The sequence below is a fragment of the Leeuwenhoekiella sp. H156 genome (genome assembly GCF_052218455.1).
Lineage (GTDB): Bacteria > Bacteroidota > Bacteroidia > Flavobacteriales > Flavobacteriaceae > Leeuwenhoekiella > Leeuwenhoekiella parthenopeia.
In genome coordinates this window covers 1,340,014-1,360,228 of sequence record NZ_CP197499.1, presented here as the reverse complement: position 1 = coordinate 1,360,228, position 20,215 = coordinate 1,340,014, and the positions used below count along the sequence as shown (strand labels likewise).

The following is a 20,215-nucleotide window of genomic DNA, read 5'->3' as shown; positions in this document are numbered from 1 at the left end:
CTGAGCTCGTCGAAGACGATTGGATTAGTCTGCATTTCGACAGGCTCAATGAAAACCTTAAAATTTATTTTTGTGAAAAAGCTATTTTTTCTGTGTGTGCTTTTCGTCTTTAGCGGAAGTTATGCACAGCGTGAAACCCCGTATCAGGTGCACGCGCACAACGATTATGCACAGGAGTTTCCGTTTTGGGGAGCTTATGTGGGTGGCGCGGCAAGCATCGAAGCAGATGTGTTCTTAAAGGAAAACAGGCTTTACGTTACGCACAGCGAGGCCGAAATTCTTCCGGAAAACACGCTGGAACGTTTGTATTTAGAACCTTTAGCCGAACTGGCACGCACCGGTGACCTGCGAAAGCTTCAGTTGCTTATCGATATCAAATCTGCTACCGAACCTACGCTGAAGGCTTTGGTACAACTCCTTGAAAATTACCCGGCGCTTACGCAGTCTGAAAATCTGGAGTTGGTGATTTCGGGAAATCGACCGCAACCGGAAGATTACGGGAAGTACCCTGATTTTATTCAGTTTGATCACCAAAATACAGATGATTTAAAAAGCATCGACCTGAGTAACGTCGCACTCGTGAGTGTAAATTTCAAAAACTATTCGGTGTGGAATGGTCTGGGGCGTATGGTCGCTGCAGATTTACAACGGGTAGAAGCCGTTATCAATACCGCGCACGCTGCCGGAAAACCGGTGCGCTTCTGGGCAAGTCCCGATACCAAAACAGCCTGGGCTACTTTGGCAAATCTGGGAGTAGACTACATCAATACCGACACACCCGCCCGGGCTACCGATTTTTTGAATCAGTTAAAGCCGAATACCTATACCAATACCGGACAGGTTGAGGTTTACAAACCTGCTTTTGATTTTGATTACAATGCCCGTCCCCAAAACGTGATTTTACTTATAGGGGATGGTAACGGGCTGACACAGATTACTTCGGCGCAAATCGCAAATGGAGGATCGCTGAGCTTAACCCAATTGACTGATATCGGGTTTTCAAAGACGGCCTCTGCAGATGATTTGGTAACCGATTCTGCCGCAGGTGGTACCGCGATGGCGACCGGTCAAAAAACACATAACCGCGCGATAGGCGTGGACTCCTATGACCAAGCCCTGCAAAACATCACCGAAATACTCTCACTTCGGGGCTTTAATACGGGTTTGATAAGTACAGATGCTATTGACGGCGCGACACCGGCATCTTTTTATGCGCATCGTGCTGAGCGGGATGACTCAGAGGGTATTTTAGCCGATTTGAAAGCGAGCAGGATCAACTTCTTTATGGCAGGCGGCAAGGCAAAAGCCGATCGTATTTCAGCGGCATTTACGATTAAAAGTCTCGACTCGTTTACTGATTTGACTGAAAAAACCGCCGTTTTTCTGGGCGAAAGCAAAGTACCCTCGATAGCCAACGGGCGTGGGGAGTTGTTTCCGCAGAGTTTGACCCGGGCACTTTCGGTACTCAAGGCTGCCGAAAAGCCCTTCTTCCTGATGGCCGAAGCTGCTCAAATAGACAGCAACGGGCATACCAATAACGCCGCCGGAATTATTCAGGAAATGCTTGATTTTGATGTTGCCATCGCAAGGGCATTACAATTTGCAGACACCCATAAAAACACGCTGGTGGTGATTACGGCAGATCACGAGACTTCAGGTTTTGGCATAATGGGGGGAGACCTCGATCAAAAAACCGTGCGTGGCGATTTCCTTTCAACAGATCACAGTGGAGTTATGGTACCGGTTTTCGCCTATGGTCCGGGCGCGCAATTATTCCGCGGGGTATATGAAAACGCCGAAATTTTTCAGCGTATTCTGGAAGCGCTTGAGCTAAAACCCTAAAAAAGGTGGCGGTCTAAAAAGCAGGGCGTGTCCTCTTGAGCCTGTCGAACTATTTTCAACTTACTGATTATTAAAATCGGTTTCGACAGGCTCAACCTGACAACTCAAGTTATTAAGACTTTTTAGACAGCCTCCTCTCATTTTTAAGAATTCCGGTTAAGCCATCACCGCTTGTTCCGGTTTTGAATTTTTAGCTGAAAGAGATTTTTCTACCGTTTTCCAGTCTAATCCTTTCGCGTAGCGGAAAACTTCCTCATTTTGCTGCGGATCAATTACCAGCAGGTGAATCCATTTGTTATCGAGCAGGCTCTTCAGCTGTGGGTTGTCGATAAGAATCTGCGATACCCGCGATACCGGCGCCTGTATCACTACCGAAAGCCGAAGGGGTAAGTGGTACAACTCATCATCTGAACTAAAGAGCGACTGCAGGGGTAAACCTACTTTCAGGTCGCCGCCGTTGCCCTGTACGACTCCAAATTTTCCGGTGATGTTGTGCGTGATTTTAGAACCGCCACCATACTGCTCGTTGTCTACCGCAGAGAAGTAGTAGTGGTTGTTGATCCACTGCGTTACCGTCATCGGGCCTTTCATAATAGCTTCAAGGGCTTTGCCTTCGGCATCGCTTTTCCAGTCGTAGGAGTGCAGGAAGCACTGCCCGTCCAGATCCATATTTTGGGTAAGTGCACGTGGTCCTACTATAAAGCCTGCATTTTTAGAGAGGCCCCATTCCGGGCGGGTCTCACTCCAGTTATTGGCTTTTTTGAATGCCTTGAGATTGGTATTGCCTGCAGTTTGAAAGCTTTCGGCATTGGCTGTTTGCTGCGCCTTTTTCAAACTCGCTTTTAAAGACTCCAGTTGAGCCTGCCGGGCTTTGGTGAAGGCACTGTCAAACAAGACAATCGCATTGGTGGTGGTGTTGTGCTCGGCACCTACAAACAGCGTGTCCTGTGGGATTTCAATCCCGTGCTGCTCTTTTAACTGCCGCTGTACCTCGGGCAGGTTGGCCAGAGCAGCCAGCATACGCGCGTTATGTCTGCCGGGGCTGGCTGCGCAGGCGCCACAATCAAGACTGGAGCTAAAGGGATTGTTGGCCGAGTGGCTTCCGTGACCGGCAAAAACAACCACTGGTGCAAAAGTCTTCCAGCCCATCAGGTCAAAGGCACCTTTAACAATCGCTGTTTTTTCAGCCAGACTGATGTTTAAAACAGGCTCATCTGCGTGTGCATTTTTGTGCATATCGGGTTCGCAGCAGGATTCCAGGTCATTTGCCCGTTGCTCCTTTCCTTTATAGATGCTCGCAGGAAACAAGGTGCGTCCCATTAGGGCGATTCCGTAGAAAACACCAGATCCTTCCACGAAACCAAAGGCAGAAGGCAGCATGTTTTTCATCCGTTTAAAGGCATAGTCTTTAAAGTTTTTCAAGCGGTTTTTCTGCTCGTATTTTTTGAAGGCCGCCTGTTCTTCTTCCCGGGGTTTTTCGGTAACCGTATAAGCCGATTCTACGATGGGAGGGCAGGCTTTACGGGTGATGCCGTCGCGGGTACTTTCATAATCCATCGCGATACCGAAGAAACCGGCGTAGCCAAAAGTCTCATAGTTACCCTGAGCCTCGATATTGCGGCGTATGGCTTCTGAGCGGGTGTCAATACAAAATACCAGTTGGGCATCGGGGCGTGCGTTTGCTTCTTTTCGCTCTGCGGAAATACCACTTTTTTCGAGCTTGCTCAGCAGATTTTTCTGCCAGCTTTCTTCCCAGGCTTTGAGCCACAGGTATTGCAGTTGCTGGGCTTCACTTTCTTTTTTTTGACGGGCAATATCCACAAAAAACGGAAGGTTTAAGCGGTCGCAGGTCCAGAGGCGTACCGCCAGATATTCTTCCAGACTTATGGGGTATTCCTGCTGCCAGTCGGTCGCTGCCTGCACCCGTTGTCTGATGTAGCCCGTCCAGCCGGGTAATGCGGCCAGATGACGTGTAAAAATCTCTTCCTGCTCTTCAGGGCTGTATTCCTGCAACAGGTTTTCAAGGGTTTCTTCCGGGGTTTTGGGAATGTCTTTGAGACTTACTCTTCCGATTTCGGTGTCGTAAATGGCGAGATACCTCCAGGCGGTATAAAAACCTTCGGTTTTAAAGGGCATAGACCATTCGGCCAGACCTTCATCCAGGAAGGCAGCAAGCCATTTTACCATAACCCGGTCCAGCTCCTGGTGTGCATTTGCTGAGATTTCGGGCTTTTGGGCTTCTAAAAAGTTCAGATAATGGTCCGGTGTTTCGGTAAAGCCTTCTTTTTTAAGAGCAGCTTTTAAAAGTTTCGCATCAATTGCTCCGTTTTTCCAGGCTTTACGTAGTGCTTTTACACCCGGAAATGCCTGTGCAGAGCGGTATTCTCCTGCTAAAAGTCCGGCTTTTCTAAAACTCATATCCTCATATCCCGTAAGCGGGTTTGAAGCTACAAAGGTGTAGAGCGGCCAGGTGTTGCCAACCGTGCGGGCGGCTTTAGTGATGGTATGGGCCAGTTGTGGATTCATAATTATTTTGATTTAGAAAGGAGAATTGTTTTTTTATAGGGCTGTGTGAGGTTGAGCAGCTTTACGTATAGCCAGGGCAATCTGTGGTACAGTCCCAGTTTCATCGCAAAAAAGCCAATGAGGAAAATAATACCAAAGATGATCTGTGGCCACGAAAGCGGCAGAGCCTGCTCGGGTCTGGGCAGATCGCGCATCAGGAAGGTGATGCCGTTATAGATGAGCGCGTAGGCCCCAATTCCAAGAAAAAACAGCACCGGCGGAATGAATGTTTTTTGAAGGGTGCTCAGGCTTTGTTCCTTAACAATATTGTAGGTTGCCTGGCCTACGGTGATGGCAACAATAAGGGTTAAGAACACGCTGCTGTTGAGGTTAAGACCTTTACCGGTGAGTACAGCAAAGAGCATAGCTCCCAGAATTCCGTAGATAGAGACCACGACGGCCTGCAACGGCTTGATGTGCAAATGTGCCGGTTTTTCGGGTTTGGTTTGCGCGATTTCTTCTCCTGAAGATAAAAACAGGTAGGCCTTGTAAAAACCGTGCAGGATGAGGTGGGCTATAGCCGCGTTGAAAAAACCGAGACCACACTGCATAATCATAAAGCCCATTTGCGCGATGGTAGAGCAGGCCAGTTTTTGTTTAACGTGTACCTGAAGCAGCTTGGCAAACTGCGCGATGATCGCGGTAAGACCGCCTATGATAAACAGGAGCGTAAGTGTGTTTGATGCGAAAAGTACTGTGGCAAAAAGTGTGAGTAAAATACCCGAACCGTTTACAAAACCCGCGTGCATCAACGCCGAAGCCGGTGTAGGCGCGGTCATCGCACTCATCAGCCAGCGGTGAAAAGGGTAAATCGCAGACTGTACCAAAGCGGCAAGAATGATAAGCAAAGCTGCCGGAAGGGTGACGTATTTAGGTAAGCTGGCCATACTGGCTGAAAGACCTGTAAGGCTTTGTTCACCGGTGTACAGCGCCAGTCCTACCACGGCAAGGCCCAAAAATAAGCTGCCCGTAAGAAAATAACTCAGGGTAAACCGGGAAGCTGCGCGAGCTTCTGCCCAGTCCCTGTCAATGCCTATTAAACGCGACATTAAAACCCCCATAAGCAGCCAGCTTGTCAGCAATAAGCCCAGGTGGTTAGAGACTACCAGAAGCATAACGGTTGCCGTAAAGACAAAAGTAAGCCCCATAAAGCGGCCGTGGTATCGGAAACCTTTGAGGTAGTTTGCGGCATAGGTGCTTACGACGGCTCCAAAAAACGTGACCGTAGTCCAGATCAGGAGGCTAAAATGGTTAAAGATGATAAAATCACCAGCTTTGAGCAGCAAAGGCTGGTTTGCCATAAAGATAAGGCCTGCTAGATTGGCGATAAATAACAGCCATAAAAGGATGCTTACCAGACGGCCAATCCCATTGCTTTTTACTGCAGCAGCACCGGAGTCCTGTTTAAGCGAGTGTGTATGTGTTGCGTATTGCGTATTCATCTTCAGGAGTTAATTGATTTTTGAGCAGTTTCACCGGTTGGGTTTGCTGATTTTGCAAATTTGATAAGTACAGCCAGTATCGTAATTCCGGTGGCGAGGGTAAGTTTTTCAAGGATAACCGGGTTTTTTATAAACTCATCTGCAAGGCTTGGGACAAGCAGCAGAAGTATAAAAATCACGGTCTGGAGGAAGGTTAAGATTTTCATCAAATCAATTTCGGGAGGCTGTTAAAGCAATGTAATTTTAATAGCGCCATCTACTTTAAGGCGGGTATTGGTCTGAGCAAGTTTTTTGAAGGTTTGCTGAGCTTTCGCTTTTTCGGCTTCCAAAGCCTCGATACGCGCATTGATTTTATCGGTATTGATGGTGTGATCTTTTTCCCAGATCTGTAGTTTTCTGATTTTGTGGAAGTTGATTTTTTCGTCAAGCAAATTCATAATCACGGTAGAAGCTTCAGCCGGACTAAATTCGCCGTCGATGAGCTGGAAGGTTTCGGTTTTGTTTGAAGTAAGGGCGTTGTTCTCGGTTTTCATAATGCAGTTGCGTTTAAATTCGGTTACAAAGTTGAAACATCTAAGGCATAAATTTTTATTTATATTTGTTATCGAATACATTAAAATTATTTATGAACTACACTTTGCATCAGCTTCAGATCTTTCAAAAAATCGCAGAATTGAAGAGTATTACCAAGGCTTCAGAAGAGTTGCATCTCACGCAACCCGCTGTGTCTATTCAGCTTAAGAATTTTCAGGAGCAATTTCCCATTCCGCTTACCGAGGTGGTGGGCAGGCAGTTGTACGTGACTGAATTTGGGATGGAAATTGCCCGGACGGCTTCAAAAATTTTAAGGGAAGTAGAGGCAATAAACTACAAAACGCGGGCATTTCAGGGCGAACTTTCGGGCAGATTGACCATTTCGGTGGCTTCTACGGGCAAGTATGTGATGCCTTATTTTCTGTCCGGCTTTCTGCGAAAGCATCCCGGTGTCGATTTGGTTATGGATGTGACCAATAAATCGCTGGTAGTTGAAAGTCTGGAGCGCAATGCGGTAGATTTTGCCCTGGTCTCGGTACTTCCTGAAAAACTGAAGGTAAATACGGTAAGGCTGATGCCAAACAGTCTGTATTATGTGGCGGGCAGCACGATGAACCTGAGCGTCACCACACCCAAAAAGGTGCTCTTCGAAAAGGTGCCGATTATCTCGCGGGAGGCGGGGTCGGCCACCCGGGCTGCGATGGAACATTTTATAGCCCAGCGCAAGTACACGGTAAAAAAGACGATGGAGCTTACCTCAAACGAGGCGGTCAAACAAGCGGTTCTTGCCGGTCTGGGCTGTTCGATTATGCCAATCATTGGATTGCGTAACGAACTGAAAAGCCAGAAACTGAAAATCATTCCGGTAAAGGGCTTACCCATCAACACCTATTGGAATCTGGTCTGGTTGCAGGCTAAAAACCTGTCGCCCATAGCCAAAGCTTTTGTGGAATATCTGGAAGCCGAAAAGGAGGGCATTATTGCAGAGCATTTTGAGTATCTGGAATAGGAGGGGCTAAAAACCCTACCACCGCAGCATAAACCCCGTTCCTCTTTCGGCAGTGCTCAGCAGCTGAGCTTTACCCTTATGCCAGGTCAGGATATGCTTGCTGATATTCAGGCCTATTCCCCTTCTTCAAAATAGAACCGGCGTTACATCTATTTAAAGGCAGAATTCCCAATCAAAAAAAGTATCTTGGAGTTGTTGGTTTTTTTCAAATGTACCTATGCAAAACAATATTAAATATTTAAAACTGCTTTCTGAGCAGTATCCCAATACAGCCGCGGTGGCAAAAGAGGTTGTCTTACTTGAGGCCCTGCTTTCGCTGCCCAAAAGCCCCGAATTGTTTATAAGCGACATACACGGGGAGCACGAGTCTTTTCGGCATATGCTTAAGAATGCATCCGGTCGTATTCGGCACGAACTTTTGACGCTTTTTGAGGACGAACTCACCGAAGATTCCCTGCGCAGTCTGGCTACCTTGATTTATTATCCGCAGGAAAAACTGGATATTTTGAAATCCAAAAATTCGGATCTCGAAGAATTTTACACAATCGCGGTAAAACGCCTGTTGAAAGTCGCGCATCGGTTTACCGCAATTTATACCACACGCAAACTGGATCTGTTGTTACCGGTAAATTATAAAGTAGTGATTCGTGAACTGCTTGACGGGGAATCTGCCCCGGAACAGAAATTTGCTTACCGTCAAAATTTGTTGCGCTCCATCATCGCGATTGGTGAGGGTGATCAATTGATTATTGCCCTTGCAGAATTCATACAGCGGCTGGCTATTGCAAAAATACACGTGATCGGTGATATCTATGACCGCGGTCCCGGTGCAGAACAGGTTATGGACAGTCTCATCGCATACCATTCGGTAGATATACAATGGGGCAATCACGACATTGTATGGATGGGTGCAGCATCGGGTTCCCGCGCCTGTATGGCAAACGTGATCAGGCTTTCGCTACGATATGGCAACACCCAAACTCTGGAGAATGGGTATGGCATCAATTTGTTGCCTCTGGCGTCGTTTGCACTTGAACATTACCGCGATGATAGCAGCCTGGCTTTTAATCCGAAAGTTGCTCCTGAGGATTTGCTTAACGAAAGTGAGGGCTGGCTCAATCGCATTATGCATAAAGCCATCAGTATTATTCAGTTTAAGCTGGAAGAGCAACTGATAAGCAGAAGACCGGAATTGCGGATGGAACACCGTAAAATGCTCGAATGTATAGATTTCTCTAAAAATGAACTCACAGTTGAAGGTGAAACCTATGCGATGAAAGATGATTTCTTTCCTACTATCGATCCGGAAAATCCTACCGGGCTTTCCAAGGGGGAGCAGGAGCTTATGCAGCAACTTGCCGAATCCTTTGAACAGAGTGTACGTCTTCAGGAACACGTACAGTTCTTATACGAAAAGGGAAGTATGTACCACATTGCAAATGATTGCCTGTTGTTTCACGGGTGCATTCCTATAGACAAAGACGGCAATCTGGCTGCAATAGAACTTTTGGGTAAAAAAAGAACTGGCCGGGAGTACATGGATTTTTTAGATAAACTTGCCCGCGAGGCCTATTCCGGGGTTTCAGGAACACGCGAAAACGAACTGGCAAAAGACATGATGTGGTATCTCTGGGCAGGACCGGACTCCCCTTTATTCGGGAAAGATAAAATGGCCACTTTTGAGCGGTATTTTGTGACCGATGAAAAGCTGCATAAAGAAACCAAGAGTCCGTATTACCAGTACAGGGATTTGCCTGAAACAGCCGATAAAATCCTTAAGAATTTTGGCCTTGATCCTGCAAACAGCCTCATCATAAACGGTCATGTGCCTGTGGCTGTCAAAAAAGGGGAGAGTCCGGTCAAAGCGGAAGGTAAATTACTGGTCATAGACGGGGGGTTTGCAAAAGCCTATCAGGAACAAACGGGTATCGCGGGTTATACGCTTATTTTTGATCATATCGGTAAAAAAATAATCGCGCATCTTCCTTTTGAATCTACGGAAAAGGCGATTACTGAGGAGCTGGATATTTTGGAAGCGGAAACCATCTATTCGTATGAAGACAAGCCCTTAAAGGTGGAAGATATCAGGGACGGTAACAAGATAAAGGAACAAATAGCAGACCTCAAAGACCTATTAAACTCGTACCGCCTTGGCTTACTTACCGAACGTTTTCCACGAACGAGCAGCTAGTGGATTTTAAAGGTATTGGTTTGAATGAAATTAGCGGATTTATTTAGTGCGTGTTGTGAGAAATTCGGTAAAATTTTCAACATTAATAGAGGGATAGTAAATTACAATTAACTCCGATTAAGGAATACAATGTGTTTTTATTTAAGTTTCAGAAAATCAGTTTATTAAGTTGATTTTTGACTGAGAATAGAAATATCAAAATCAAAAGTGTAATCAGATTTGTTTTGAATTTCACATACTCTAGTTTTTTATACTCTTTTACTATTCTTAAAATCAAAAATCCGCCAACAAGCAAAATCGGCAGGTAATTTAAAATGAGATCGATGTACCATAATTCCAAAATACGACTTGCAGTAGCACCTTCTCCATAAATTACCCAAAAAGCAAATATCTCAATCAAAATTAGAAGAAGCACAATTCCGAAAAATAGAATTGATCTTATTACGATTTCGAGATAATCTGTCTTTATTTCTAAAAACTCCCTTGTTTTCAATTCAGATTAATTATAGTATTTCTTGGTAAACATTTTGAACGCTATTCCGCCAAAAATTATTCAAAACTGAACTTGCCTGTCCTCATTCTTCAAAAATCAAAAGAAAAAATAGCAATTCAATGATACATAAGAATATTAATAGGACTAGCAGTCCGATTATTGTAAGTTCCATATATAAAGCTGTTTTCAAATTTGTGGTAGTTGTTTTTAACCCTAAAACTGAAGCGTAAACTCTGTTCCGGTTTCGGCAGCGCTCTGCAGTTGAATTTTACCTTTATGCAGGGTCATAATTTGCTTGCTGAGGCTGAGGCCGATGCCGCTTCCGGTTTTTTTGGTACTAAAAAACGGAATAAAAATACTCTCGCGTATTTCTTCAGGGATGCCGCTGCCGTTGTCGCGTACCTTGATTTGTACCCGGCCTTTGCTGTTTTGAGAGGCGGAGACCACAATCTTTGGCTTTTCGGCCCCCTGCGTAGCATCAATCGCATTCAGGATCAGGTTGATCAACACCTGCTCAATAAGGTAGCTGTCAATCTCGAAAGCCATTTCCGGGTTTTCGGTTTTAAAATGAAGCGCCACCGGCTTGTCTGCCAGTGAAGGCTGCATCAGGTCGCTGATGCTTTTAAAGAGTTCGCCCACCTTGACGGGCTCGAGGTTGAGATGCGTGACTTTGCTGAGGCTGCGGTAGGTTTTGGCAAATTTCATCAGACCTTCGCTGCGTTTTTTAATACTGCTGATGCCCGCGTTGAGGTCATCCAATTCCAGCGGATGTAATTCTGCATTTTGCTGGTTGTTTTGAATGTGGTTTTGTAGCGTTTCGGCGAGCGACGAGATGGGCGCGATGCTGTTCATAATCTCGTGGGTCATCACACTCAGGAGTTTTTTCCAGGCGTCAGACTCGTTTTGGTTGAGCGTATTTTCAATATTCTGAAGCACCACGAGCTTAAACGCATCTTCTTCCAGCTGAAAAACCGTTTCGGAAATCAGTACTTTTAACTGTTCGTTGCGCAGGCTGAGGTTAACCGATACCGCTTCGGTACGGTAGGTGTCAAACAATTCGGTGTACAATTGCGGTCTGCGCTTTTCGACAAAACCTATGTTTTTAAAAGTGGGCAAATCGAGCGTGTTAAGCAGCGACTCGTTGACCCAGAGCACTTCGCCGGTATCCAGATTGTAGGCGATGATGCCCACTTCAACCATTTCGAGAATTTTCTGCAGGTACACAAACTGCGCCTGACGCTCGTTGTTGATGGCTTTGATGGTCTTGTTGACGTTATTAAAGCCCCTGTGCAGGTTGCGTAAATCCTGCGGGCCGTGTTTTTCGGAAAACCAGCGGGAGAAATCCCGGTATTTTACAGCCTCAAAAAAGTCATCAATCGCGACAAAGCGCCGTATCAAATAGCGGTATAGGTCGTACAGAATGATCAGCGTAATACCGCCGCCAATCAGCGAAAAAAGCAGACTCGTGTTGACTATTCCCCAGGCGATGCCCGTAAGTGCGGCCAGTAAAAGCAACACCCGCAGCAAAAGGCCGGCGATGTAGCTTTTATAGATCATATTTATTGAGTCTGCGGTAGAGTGCGGTACGGGTAATGCCCAGTTCTTTAGCCGATTTGGAAATGTTGCCCTTATTCTTTTCAATCACCTTGAGGATGGTGTTTTTTTCTACCGCATCCAGATTGGTGGTCTTGAGTTTATGCTCGGTTTCCGATTGCTGTTCTATGGGCGAAAAGGCTAAATCTTCAGCGACTAGAATGGAACCTTCGGCCATAATCACAGCACGTTCCAGAGCATATTGCAGTTCGCGAACATTGCCCGGAAAGCTGTGTTCTTTCAATTTTTTGATGAAACCGGGATCCAGGCTGAAGCTTGCCTTGCCGTATTTTTCGGCATACAGCTTTACAAAATACTGGGCCAGCAGGCTCAGGTCTGTACCGCGATCCCGCAGCGGCGGAATCATCAGATCTACCGTGTTGATGCGGTAAATCAAATCTTTCCGGAATTTGCCTTCATCTGCCAGATCTTTCAGGCTTAGGTTGGTCGCGCAAATAAGCCGGATGTCTACGTTTACAGGCTCATTAGATCCTAGCGGTGTTACCTGGCGATTCTGTAAAACGGTGAGTAAACGCGCCTGTTGCCGCAGGCTGATGTTTCCTATTTCATCCAAAAACAGCGTGCCGCCATCTGCAGTTTCAAAACGACCTTTGCGGTCTTCACGCGCATCGGTAAAGGCCCCTTTTTTGTACCCGAAAAGTTCACTTTCAAAGAGACTTTCAGTCAGGGCACCTACATCTACTTTTACAAAAGGCTTGTTTTTACGCAGCGAATTTTCGTGAATAGAGCGTGCAATCAGGTCTTTCCCGGTTCCGTTTTCGCCCAAAATCAAAATATTGGCATCAGTAGGCGCCACTTTTTTCAGCTTTACAAAAACCTCCTGCATGGGTTCGCTATCGCCTATAATTCTGGTTTCCGAGTCGAGTTTGATTTTTGGACTTCCCGCTTTTTTCTTTTTGGCTAAAATTTCAGCGATAGACTCCAGCAGTTTTTCATTCTTCCAGGGTTTTACCAAAAAATCAGACGCTCCTTCTTTAAGCGAGCGAATGGCCAGATCGATATCGCCATAAGCCGTAATAAGCATCACGGCAATTTCAGGTTTTAGCGACTTGATTTTATTTAGCCAAAAAATCCCTTCGTTACCGGTATTTACGAGTCCGTTGTAATTCATATCGAGAATCACCACGTCAAAATCCTGTTTGCTCAGAATAGCCTGCAGGGCATTGGGATTTTTTTCAACCACAACCAGTTTTACCTGAGGCTTGAGCAAAAGACGAAGCGCGGTAAGTACATCTTCATCATCGTCAATGACCAGTATGTGGGCGTCTTTGAGTTGCATAGCTACAATATTACAATTTTCGGTTTTTGAGTAACGGCCAGAAAGCGGCTAATTTTTGGCTGTACCAAAAGTGTATCGGCAGCGTACATGAAGTGTATCAAAACCGAACACTTTTATTAAGTGTTTTATTTTTAAATAATTAATAATCAACAACTTATAGTTTTGGCACAATATTGCTTTGTAACTAAGTGCAAACAAAAATTTTTATGGACATCCCTTTAGAAAAGAAACGTTTTACCACACAGAAAATACTCATGATCGCAGGCGGTATTGCCCTTGCAGCTTTAATTGTTTTTGTGATTCTTTCCACCACCGGAACCTCAAAACTCAACGTTCAAAAAGAACGTCTGAGCATCGCAACAGTAAAACAAGATGTGTTTCAGGAAAACATTCCGGTAAACGGGGTAGTGATGCCCATTACCACCATTTACCTCGATGCGCTTGAGGGCGGAAGGGTTGAAGAAAAGTTTGTGGAAGACGGTGCGGTGATGAAAAAGGGCGAACCCATTTTACGCCTGTCCAACACCGATCTGGAGCTGAGTCTGGTGAATCAGGAAACGCAGGTGTACAATTTATTGACGCAAATGCAGATTTCGCAGAACGCCGCGCGCCAAAATACCATCGTAAAACTCAACCAGTACACCGATGTGGAAAACAGCCTCATCGAAGCGAAACGGGTGTACGAACTCAACAAAAAGCTTTACAACAAAGACGCGATTGCGCGTCAGGATCTGATTAAATCTGAAAATGATTACAATTATCAGAAAGAGCGTATGCAACTGGCAGAGCAAATTCTGGCTCAGGATTCAATTGCGGTGAAGCAGGAAAAAAATCAGGTTTCCAGTTCGTATGAGCGTACCCAGAATGCCTTAGAATTGATGCGTCGTAAAGTGGCAGACCTCGTGGTGCGGGCGCCGGTAGACGGGCAGCTTACTTCGCTTGATGCCGAAATTGGTCAGTCTAAAAACAAAGGCGAGCGCCTGGGGCAGATAGACGTGTTGAGCGGCTACAAAGTACGTGTGGATATTGACGAGCATTACATTTCCCGAATCTATACCGGTCAAAAAGGTTCGTTTGATTTCGACGGAAAAAGCTACACACTGGTCATCAAAAAGGTCTTTACTCAGGTGACAAACGGAAGATTTCAGGTAGATATGGAATTTGAATCGGATGTGCCCGAAGGGATACGCCGCGGTCAAACCCTGCAAATACGGGTAGCCCTGAGCCAGGAAAAGCAAGCCTTGCTCATCCCCAAAGGTGGATTCTTTCAGGAGACCGGCGGCAACTGGATTTTTAAAGTGAGCGAAGACGGAAACACCGCCTATAAAGCAGACATTTCGCTGGGCAGCCAAAATACGGAGTATTACGAGGTTTTAAGCGGGCTTGAGCCGGGAGACCGCGTGATCACCAGCAGTTACGATAATTATGATGAAGTGCAGGAACTGGTACTTCAGGATTAAAACAAAAATATGACAACACTACTCTTAGCATTAATAAACCTAATCCTTTCTTAGATGATCAAAATAACAGACTTAGAAAAGTATTACGCCACCGAAGAGGTGCGCACCATCGCCCTCAATAAACTGTCTTTTCAGGTGCAGGAAGGCGAATTTGTAGCCGTAATGGGACCTTCGGGCTGCGGTAAATCGACTTTGCTTAATATTCTTGGATTGCTTGACGACCCGGATGGCGGCAGCTTTATCTTCAACGGTATTGAAGTAGCCGGTTTTAACGAGCGCAAGCGGGCCGATCTGCGCAAGCACAACATCGGGTTTGTCTTTCAAAGCTTTAACCTGATTGACGAACTCACGGTTTTTGAAAACGTGGAGCTTCCGTTGATTTACACCGGCGTAAAACCAGCCGAACGTAAAAAGCGGGTAGACGAGGTGCTCGAAAAAATGCAAATCATGCACCGCCGCAAACACTTTCCGCAGCAATTATCGGGAGGGCAGCAGCAGCGTGTGGCCGTAGCCCGGGCCGTGGTTAACAATCCTAAACTCATCCTGGCCGATGAACCTACGGGTAACCTGGACAGCAGCAACGGTAACGAGGTAATGGATTTGCTTACCGAACTCAACGAAGCCGGCACGACCATCATTATGGTGACGCACAGCGAGCACGACGCCAAGTATAGCCACCGCATCATCAGGATGCTAGACGGTCAGAAGATCACCGAAAATGTACTTTCAGAATACAAAAGCAAAACCTTAGAGGTTTAAGATTTCAGGGGATTCATTCATCAATCGGCAGCAGCCGAAACAATCAATCAAAAACGGGACTTCATCACTCCCAACATCATATCAGCTATGCTTAAAAACTATTTCAAAATCGCCTTTAGAAACCTTTGGAAGAACAAGGGATACAGCGCACTCAATATTTTTGGCCTTGCCATAGGAATCACCTGTGCCAGCATCATTCTGCTTTGGGTTGAAGATGAGATGAGTTATGATACTGTAGTCGCAGATCAGGAACGGGTGTACAGTGTGCCTACCAATCAGGTCTATGAAGGACAGACACGTACGTTTTTTCAGGCGACACCTGGACCTTTAGGGGCCGATTTAAAGGCTGAGATCCCCGAAATAACCAGTGCAGCCCGCTTTCGTAATGCCGATTTTCTGTTTAGTGTAAATAACTCTTCGGTTGTCAGTAGCGGTTCCTACACTGATGCCGATTTTTTGGATATGTATAACCTGAAATTTATTGAGGGCAATGCATCTGAAGCGTTTAAGAGTAAAGACGGAATCGTCATTACGCAGGAGTTGGCTCAAATTCTTTTTGAAAATCCAAACAATCTATACGGACAGAGTGTTCAGATTAACCAGAAGGAACATTTTAAAATAACCGGAGTAATTGAAAATCTTCCAAAAAATACCACTTACGGTTTTAGCTGGCTTGTACCTTTTGAAAACTTTACTCAGGACAAACCCTGGACTCAGGACTATGGCAGCAATTTTACAGACACCTTTGTGATGCTGGCGCCGGGTGCTGATTTCAACACGGTTAATGCCAAAGTAAAGCAGGTTTTACCGGCAAAGACCGACGATGCAGATACCCAGGCCATTCTGCATGCAGCAAAAGACTGGCATCTCAGATCTGATTTTAAAAACGGAGAAGTGGTAGGCGGAAGAATAGAGTACGTGCGCTTATTCAGTTTTGTGGCCCTGATCATCTTAATAATTGCCTGCATCAATTTTATGAATTTATCAACTGCCCGAAGCGAGAAACGGGCAAACGAAGTAGGGGTGCGTAAAACTTTGGGTTCAGATAAAAAGCAGCTGATTCTTCAATTTATAACCGAGGCTATGCTTACCGCCCTATTGGCTGCGGTATTGAGTGTATTGGTACTGCTGCTCATCATTCCTGCTTTTAACGGACTTATAGGAAAGCAGCTTTCATTAGGTCTTACAGTACCCTCACATTTAATTTCATTATTAGGAATAACGCTTACCTGCGGAATATTGGCAGGCCTTTACCCTGCGTTTTACCTTTCTTCTTTTAAGCCCATAGCGGTTTTAAAAGGCAATCGTATACAGTCTAAAGGAGCCGGTTTTGTGCGGAAGGGACTCGTGATAACCCAGTTTGCGGTTTCTATTGTTTTCATTATCAGTACACTTTTGGTTTATCAGCAGGTGCAGCACGTAAAAAATCGGGATCTGGGTTTAAATAAAGAAAACCTGATTGAAATACCGGTAAATGGAGATTTGATTAAAGACAGGAATGCGATAGCAGAAAGCCTGAAGAATACCGGGATGGTAAGCAGTTTGGGTTTATCAAATTCAAACATAATGTCTGCCGGTAATAACGGTTCGGGTTTGAGATGGCAGGGTGGAACCGATACAGAAGATGTTTTGGTCTCTTTCAGGTATGTCACTGATGGCTATTTAGAAACGACCGGGATTAAGATTCTAGAAGGTCGGGGTTTCAGTACAAGCGTAGCACAAGACAGCACGCACGTGCTTATCACCGAATCATTTGCAAAACTAATGGGAGCAGGCAGTGCACTGGGTAAAACCATAGACTGGTTTGGCGATACGGTTACCGTTGTTGGAGTGACTAATGATTATTTATATGGTGATATGTATGGCACCAGTGATCCGGTTATGTTTTTCAACTTTCCGTCTGAGGCCCAATACATGTATCTGAGGACCAATCCCAACTACCCGGCAGATGAAATCCTGAGTACCATTGAGCAAACCCTCAAAACCTACAACCCGGGTTATCCCTTTGAATACGAGTTTGTAGATGCCGCGTTTGACCGGCGGTTTAAAAACGAACAGTTGATGGGTTCGTTATCCCAAATTTTTGCGGCGCTTTCCATCTTGATATCCTGCCTGGGTCTGTTTGGACTTTCGGCCTACACCGCACAGCAACGCCGTAAGGAAATAGGCGTACGCAAAGTGTTAGGCTCGAGTGTCGCCGGTATCGTGCGCTTACTGTCTAAAGATTTTATAGTACTGGTACTGGTTTCCATAGTAATTGCAGTTCCATTGGCCTGGTATATTATGTACAACTGGCTGCAGGGATTTGCGTACCGCATATCGATTAACGTCTGGGTATTTGTAGTTGCGGGTATTGCCGCTATAGGGATTGTCCTGTTAACCGTAAGCTTTCAGGCCATTAAAGCCGCAATCGCCAACCCCGTAAAATCCTTGAGAACCGAATAAGCCCCCGAGCCCCCGAGCCCCCGAGCCCCCTAACCCCCGAAGGGGGGATTAATGGAAAGGGGAAGGGGTTAAATGTTAATGGTTAATTGGGTTATTAGGTTACTGAGTTATTTAAAAGAATAACTCCAAATTCAATAAAGAATAACAATAGCAATAACAATAACGATAACACTAGACAATGTTAAAGAACTATATCAAAATCGCCTGGCGGAATATCAAAGCAAACCGCCTGTTTACGGGTTTAAACATCATTGGCCTGGTGGTTGGCCTATGTGTTTGTATTGTGCTGTTTTCCTTTGTAAATACCGAACTCAGCTTTGATAAAATGTATTCGCACGCTGAAGCCATTTACCGTGTGAATATGAAGACTTCCGAAGAATACAACTTTGAAACCTGGGCCGAACTACCCAACGCCGTTGGTCCGGCGATGGTCAAAGACATTCCGCAGGTTAAAAGAATGACGCGGCTCATTAAAGACGATTTTGGAGTCACTGCATCCTTAAAGATCGGCAATAAGAATTTCACCGAAGACGGACTTTACCTTGCAGATTCTACGGTGTTTGAGATGTTTGACTTTAAATTTTTAGAAGGAAACTCAAAAAATGCATTTGCCAACCCCAACTCGGTGGTACTGTCTCAGGCTGCTAAAGAACGGTTTTTTGGTACTAAATCTGCTCTGGGTGAATTTATCACGGTAAACAACCGCGATACGCTTCAGGTCTCCGGAGTCTACACAAACCTACCCCGTAACAGTGTGATAGACTGTGAGCTGATTTACAATGTTATGGACTCGTGGATGGGGCAAAATGAGTATTGGAGCAATGCCAGCTATGAGACCTATGTGCAAGTACAACCCGAAACTCCCGTGGCACAAATTGAAACTCAGGCAACCCGGTTGATCGATAAATACGTTGCTAAAGAAGGACAGTATTTCACCCGGTTTTACCTGCAACCCTTAACCAAAATACACCTGTACTCAGCAGGAATTGGCGACGGATATTCTTCAAAGCTGGGAAGTATTACCACTGTTAGAAGTTTGGTATTTCTGTCTGTACTGGTATTGCTAATCGCCTGCATCAACTATATGAACCTGGCGACAGCAAATTCGCAGAAGCGCAGAAAGAGCATCGGGGTTAATAAAGTTTTGGGCGCCAGCCGGAAGCATATGCTTTCCCTTTTTTATGTAGAAACCGCGATTCTGGTTTTTATAGCCGTGGTTCTCGCTTTTGGGATTTCATTTTTGGTACTGCCTCTGTTTAAAAATTTCACCGGTAATACGCTGCATTACAGTGATCTGTTAACCACACCTATTTTAATTGGGTTAGCTCTTATCTGGCTGCTGGTCACCCTCGTTGCGGGTAGCTATCCAGCGCTTTCTATGACCGGAATTTCGCCGCTTTCGCTGGTGAATAAATCCACAAAAAAGAATACTGCCTCAGAAGTTGTGCGAAAGGGTCTCGTGGTGTTTCAGTTTGCGGCTTCTATCATTTTAATTATTGCGGTTACCGTGATCGTGCAGCAAATGGATTTTATAAAAAATAAAGACCTGGGTTATAATCCCGATGGCGTGGTTGCGGTTTCGGTAAAATCTGCCGAAAACAGGCAGCAGGTTCAAAATCTGCAAAACGCTTTAAACCGAAAGACTTATGTAGCGGGTATTGCAGCTGTACAATCTATACCCGGGGCCGATGAAAGCGGCAGGTCTGTAAGCCGTTTAAGCACAGATCAAACGGGAATGCCCATCGCGAGTTGCCGTACCGAAGGTAATGTGGTTGAAACCTTAAAACTGAAGCTTCTTGCCGGTTCTGAGCTTCCGCAAAACATTCCCGAGGGAGATTCGCTTGTGTATTCGTTGATAAACGAAAAGATACTCCACTACCTGAATTATAAAACCCCTGAAGATGCGGTAAATAAGCCCATAAATACAGAGCTGGGCGGTAAAGCCATTATCACGGGCGTGGTGGCAAATTTCAACTTCAATTCACTTAAAGAAGACAGTGGTGGGTATATGTATTACAAAGCCAATGATGCCCCTGAAGGTATACGCACCCTACTGATACGCTACAATACCCAAAACCTGCAACAATTAATCAACGATTTAGAGCAAACCTTTAATGAAAATTTGCCCAATACAGCTTTTGACTACGCTTTTGTAGACAAGCATGTCGCACAGCTTTACGCTTCAGAAGAGCGCACAGCACGTACGGCAACCTTATTTTCGGTGCTGGCCATTTTTGTTGCCTGTTTGGGTCTTTTTGGTCTCGCAGCCTTTATGGCAGAACAACGCACCAAAGAGATCGGGGTGCGTAAAGTTTTAGGTGCCAGTGTTGCGGGAGTAACACGACTGCTCTCTAAAGACTTTTTAAAACTGGTAGGAGTGGCCTTTGTGCTGGCTTCTCCAGTGGCATACTGGCTTATGAGCGCGTGGTTACAGAATTTCAGCTACCGTACGCCTATACACTGGTGGGTGTTTGGTCTTGCAGGTCTGGGAGCAACACTCATCGCGTTTGTAACGGTAAGCTTTCAGGCTGTAAAAGCCGCAATCGCAAACCCGGTAAAATCCTTAAGAACCGAATAAGCCC

Annotated in this window: 14 protein-coding genes; 7 read left to right on the top strand and 7 right to left on the bottom strand. The window is 45.5% G+C overall.

Features of this window, described 5'->3' with window-relative positions:
* The first annotated feature begins 72 nt into the window (after positions 1-72).
* On the top strand, positions 73-1,842 hold the full coding sequence (locus ACSSS3_RS05715; RefSeq protein WP_442846774.1) for an alkaline phosphatase: 1,770 nt from the start codon (positions 73-75) through the stop codon (positions 1,840-1,842).
* Positions 1,843-1,998: 156 nt separating this feature from the next.
* On the opposite strand, the gene ACSSS3_RS05710 is transcribed toward ACSSS3_RS05715, so the two are convergent.
* Genes ACSSS3_RS05710 through ACSSS3_RS05695 form a run of 4 tightly spaced genes read right to left on the bottom strand, consistent with a single transcriptional unit; the run spans position 1,999 to position 6,382 of the window.
* Positions 1,999-4,368 carry a DUF2309 domain-containing protein gene (locus tag ACSSS3_RS05710; RefSeq protein ID WP_442846773.1) on the bottom strand — a complete coding sequence of 790 codons (2,370 nt, stop codon included), beginning with the start codon at positions 4,366-4,368 and terminating at the stop codon, positions 1,999-2,001.
* A gap of 2 nt (positions 4,369-4,370) precedes the next feature.
* Entirely contained in the window at positions 4,371-5,849 is a 1,479-nt protein-coding gene (locus ACSSS3_RS05705; protein ID WP_442846772.1) for a proton-conducting transporter transmembrane domain-containing protein, read from the bottom strand.
* A gap of 2 nt (positions 5,850-5,851) precedes the next feature.
* The gene (locus ACSSS3_RS05700; RefSeq protein WP_442846771.1) at positions 5,852-6,055 is read right to left on the bottom strand and encodes a hypothetical protein; all 204 of its coding nucleotides are present in this window, start codon (positions 6,053-6,055) and stop codon (positions 5,852-5,854) included.
* Between the two features lie 21 nt (positions 6,056-6,076).
* A complete protein-coding gene (locus ACSSS3_RS05695) occupies positions 6,077-6,382 on the bottom strand; it encodes a hypothetical protein (RefSeq protein WP_228229143.1) in 306 nt (101 codons plus the stop codon).
* Between the two features lie 92 nt (positions 6,383-6,474).
* Between ACSSS3_RS05695 and ACSSS3_RS05690 the strand changes: the two genes are divergently transcribed.
* Complete coding sequence (locus tag ACSSS3_RS05690; RefSeq protein ID WP_442846770.1) at positions 6,475-7,392, top strand: LysR family transcriptional regulator; 918 nt, start codon at positions 6,475-6,477, stop codon at positions 7,390-7,392.
* Positions 7,393-7,609: 217 nt separating this feature from the next.
* Positions 7,610-9,583 (top strand): fructose-1,6-bisphosphatase, encoded by a 1,974-nt coding sequence (locus ACSSS3_RS05685; RefSeq protein ID WP_442846769.1) that lies wholly within the window; start codon positions 7,610-7,612, stop codon positions 9,581-9,583.
* A 148-nt stretch (positions 9,584-9,731) separates the two neighbouring features.
* On the opposite strand, the gene ACSSS3_RS05680 is transcribed toward ACSSS3_RS05685, so the two are convergent.
* From ACSSS3_RS05680 to ACSSS3_RS05670, 3 genes are all read right to left on the bottom strand, one after another.
* Complete coding sequence (locus tag ACSSS3_RS05680; RefSeq protein WP_442846768.1) at positions 9,732-10,076, bottom strand: hypothetical protein; 345 nt, start codon at positions 10,074-10,076, stop codon at positions 9,732-9,734.
* 213 nt (positions 10,077-10,289) lie between these two features.
* Positions 10,290-11,633: a sensor histidine kinase gene (locus ACSSS3_RS05675; RefSeq protein WP_442846767.1), complete on the bottom strand. Its 1,344-nt coding sequence runs from the start codon at positions 11,631-11,633 to the stop codon at positions 10,290-10,292.
* On the bottom strand, positions 11,623-12,969 hold the full coding sequence (locus ACSSS3_RS05670; protein WP_442846766.1) for a sigma-54-dependent transcriptional regulator: 1,347 nt from the start codon (positions 12,967-12,969) through the stop codon (positions 11,623-11,625). The genes ACSSS3_RS05675 and ACSSS3_RS05670 overlap by 11 nt, the downstream gene beginning before the upstream one ends.
* A gap of 206 nt (positions 12,970-13,175) precedes the next feature.
* On the opposite strand from ACSSS3_RS05670, the gene ACSSS3_RS05665 reads away from it, so the two are divergent.
* The 4 genes from ACSSS3_RS05665 (at position 13,176) to ACSSS3_RS05650 (ending at position 20,211) form a co-directional block, all read left to right on the top strand.
* Positions 13,176-14,429 (top strand): efflux RND transporter periplasmic adaptor subunit, encoded by a 1,254-nt coding sequence (locus ACSSS3_RS05665; protein WP_442846765.1) that lies wholly within the window; start codon positions 13,176-13,178, stop codon positions 14,427-14,429.
* Between the two features lie 54 nt (positions 14,430-14,483).
* Positions 14,484-15,188 (top strand): ABC transporter ATP-binding protein, encoded by a 705-nt coding sequence (locus ACSSS3_RS05660; RefSeq protein WP_442846764.1) that lies wholly within the window; start codon positions 14,484-14,486, stop codon positions 15,186-15,188.
* A gap of 87 nt (positions 15,189-15,275) precedes the next feature.
* Positions 15,276-17,633, top strand: a complete 2,358-nt coding sequence (locus ACSSS3_RS05655) for an ABC transporter permease (RefSeq protein WP_442846763.1) — start codon at positions 15,276-15,278, stop codon at positions 17,631-17,633.
* A 178-nt stretch (positions 17,634-17,811) separates the two neighbouring features.
* Positions 17,812-20,211 carry an ABC transporter permease gene (locus tag ACSSS3_RS05650; protein WP_442846762.1) on the top strand — a complete coding sequence of 800 codons (2,400 nt, stop codon included), beginning with the start codon at positions 17,812-17,814 and terminating at the stop codon, positions 20,209-20,211.
* The last annotated feature ends 4 nt before the right edge of the window (positions 20,212-20,215 follow it).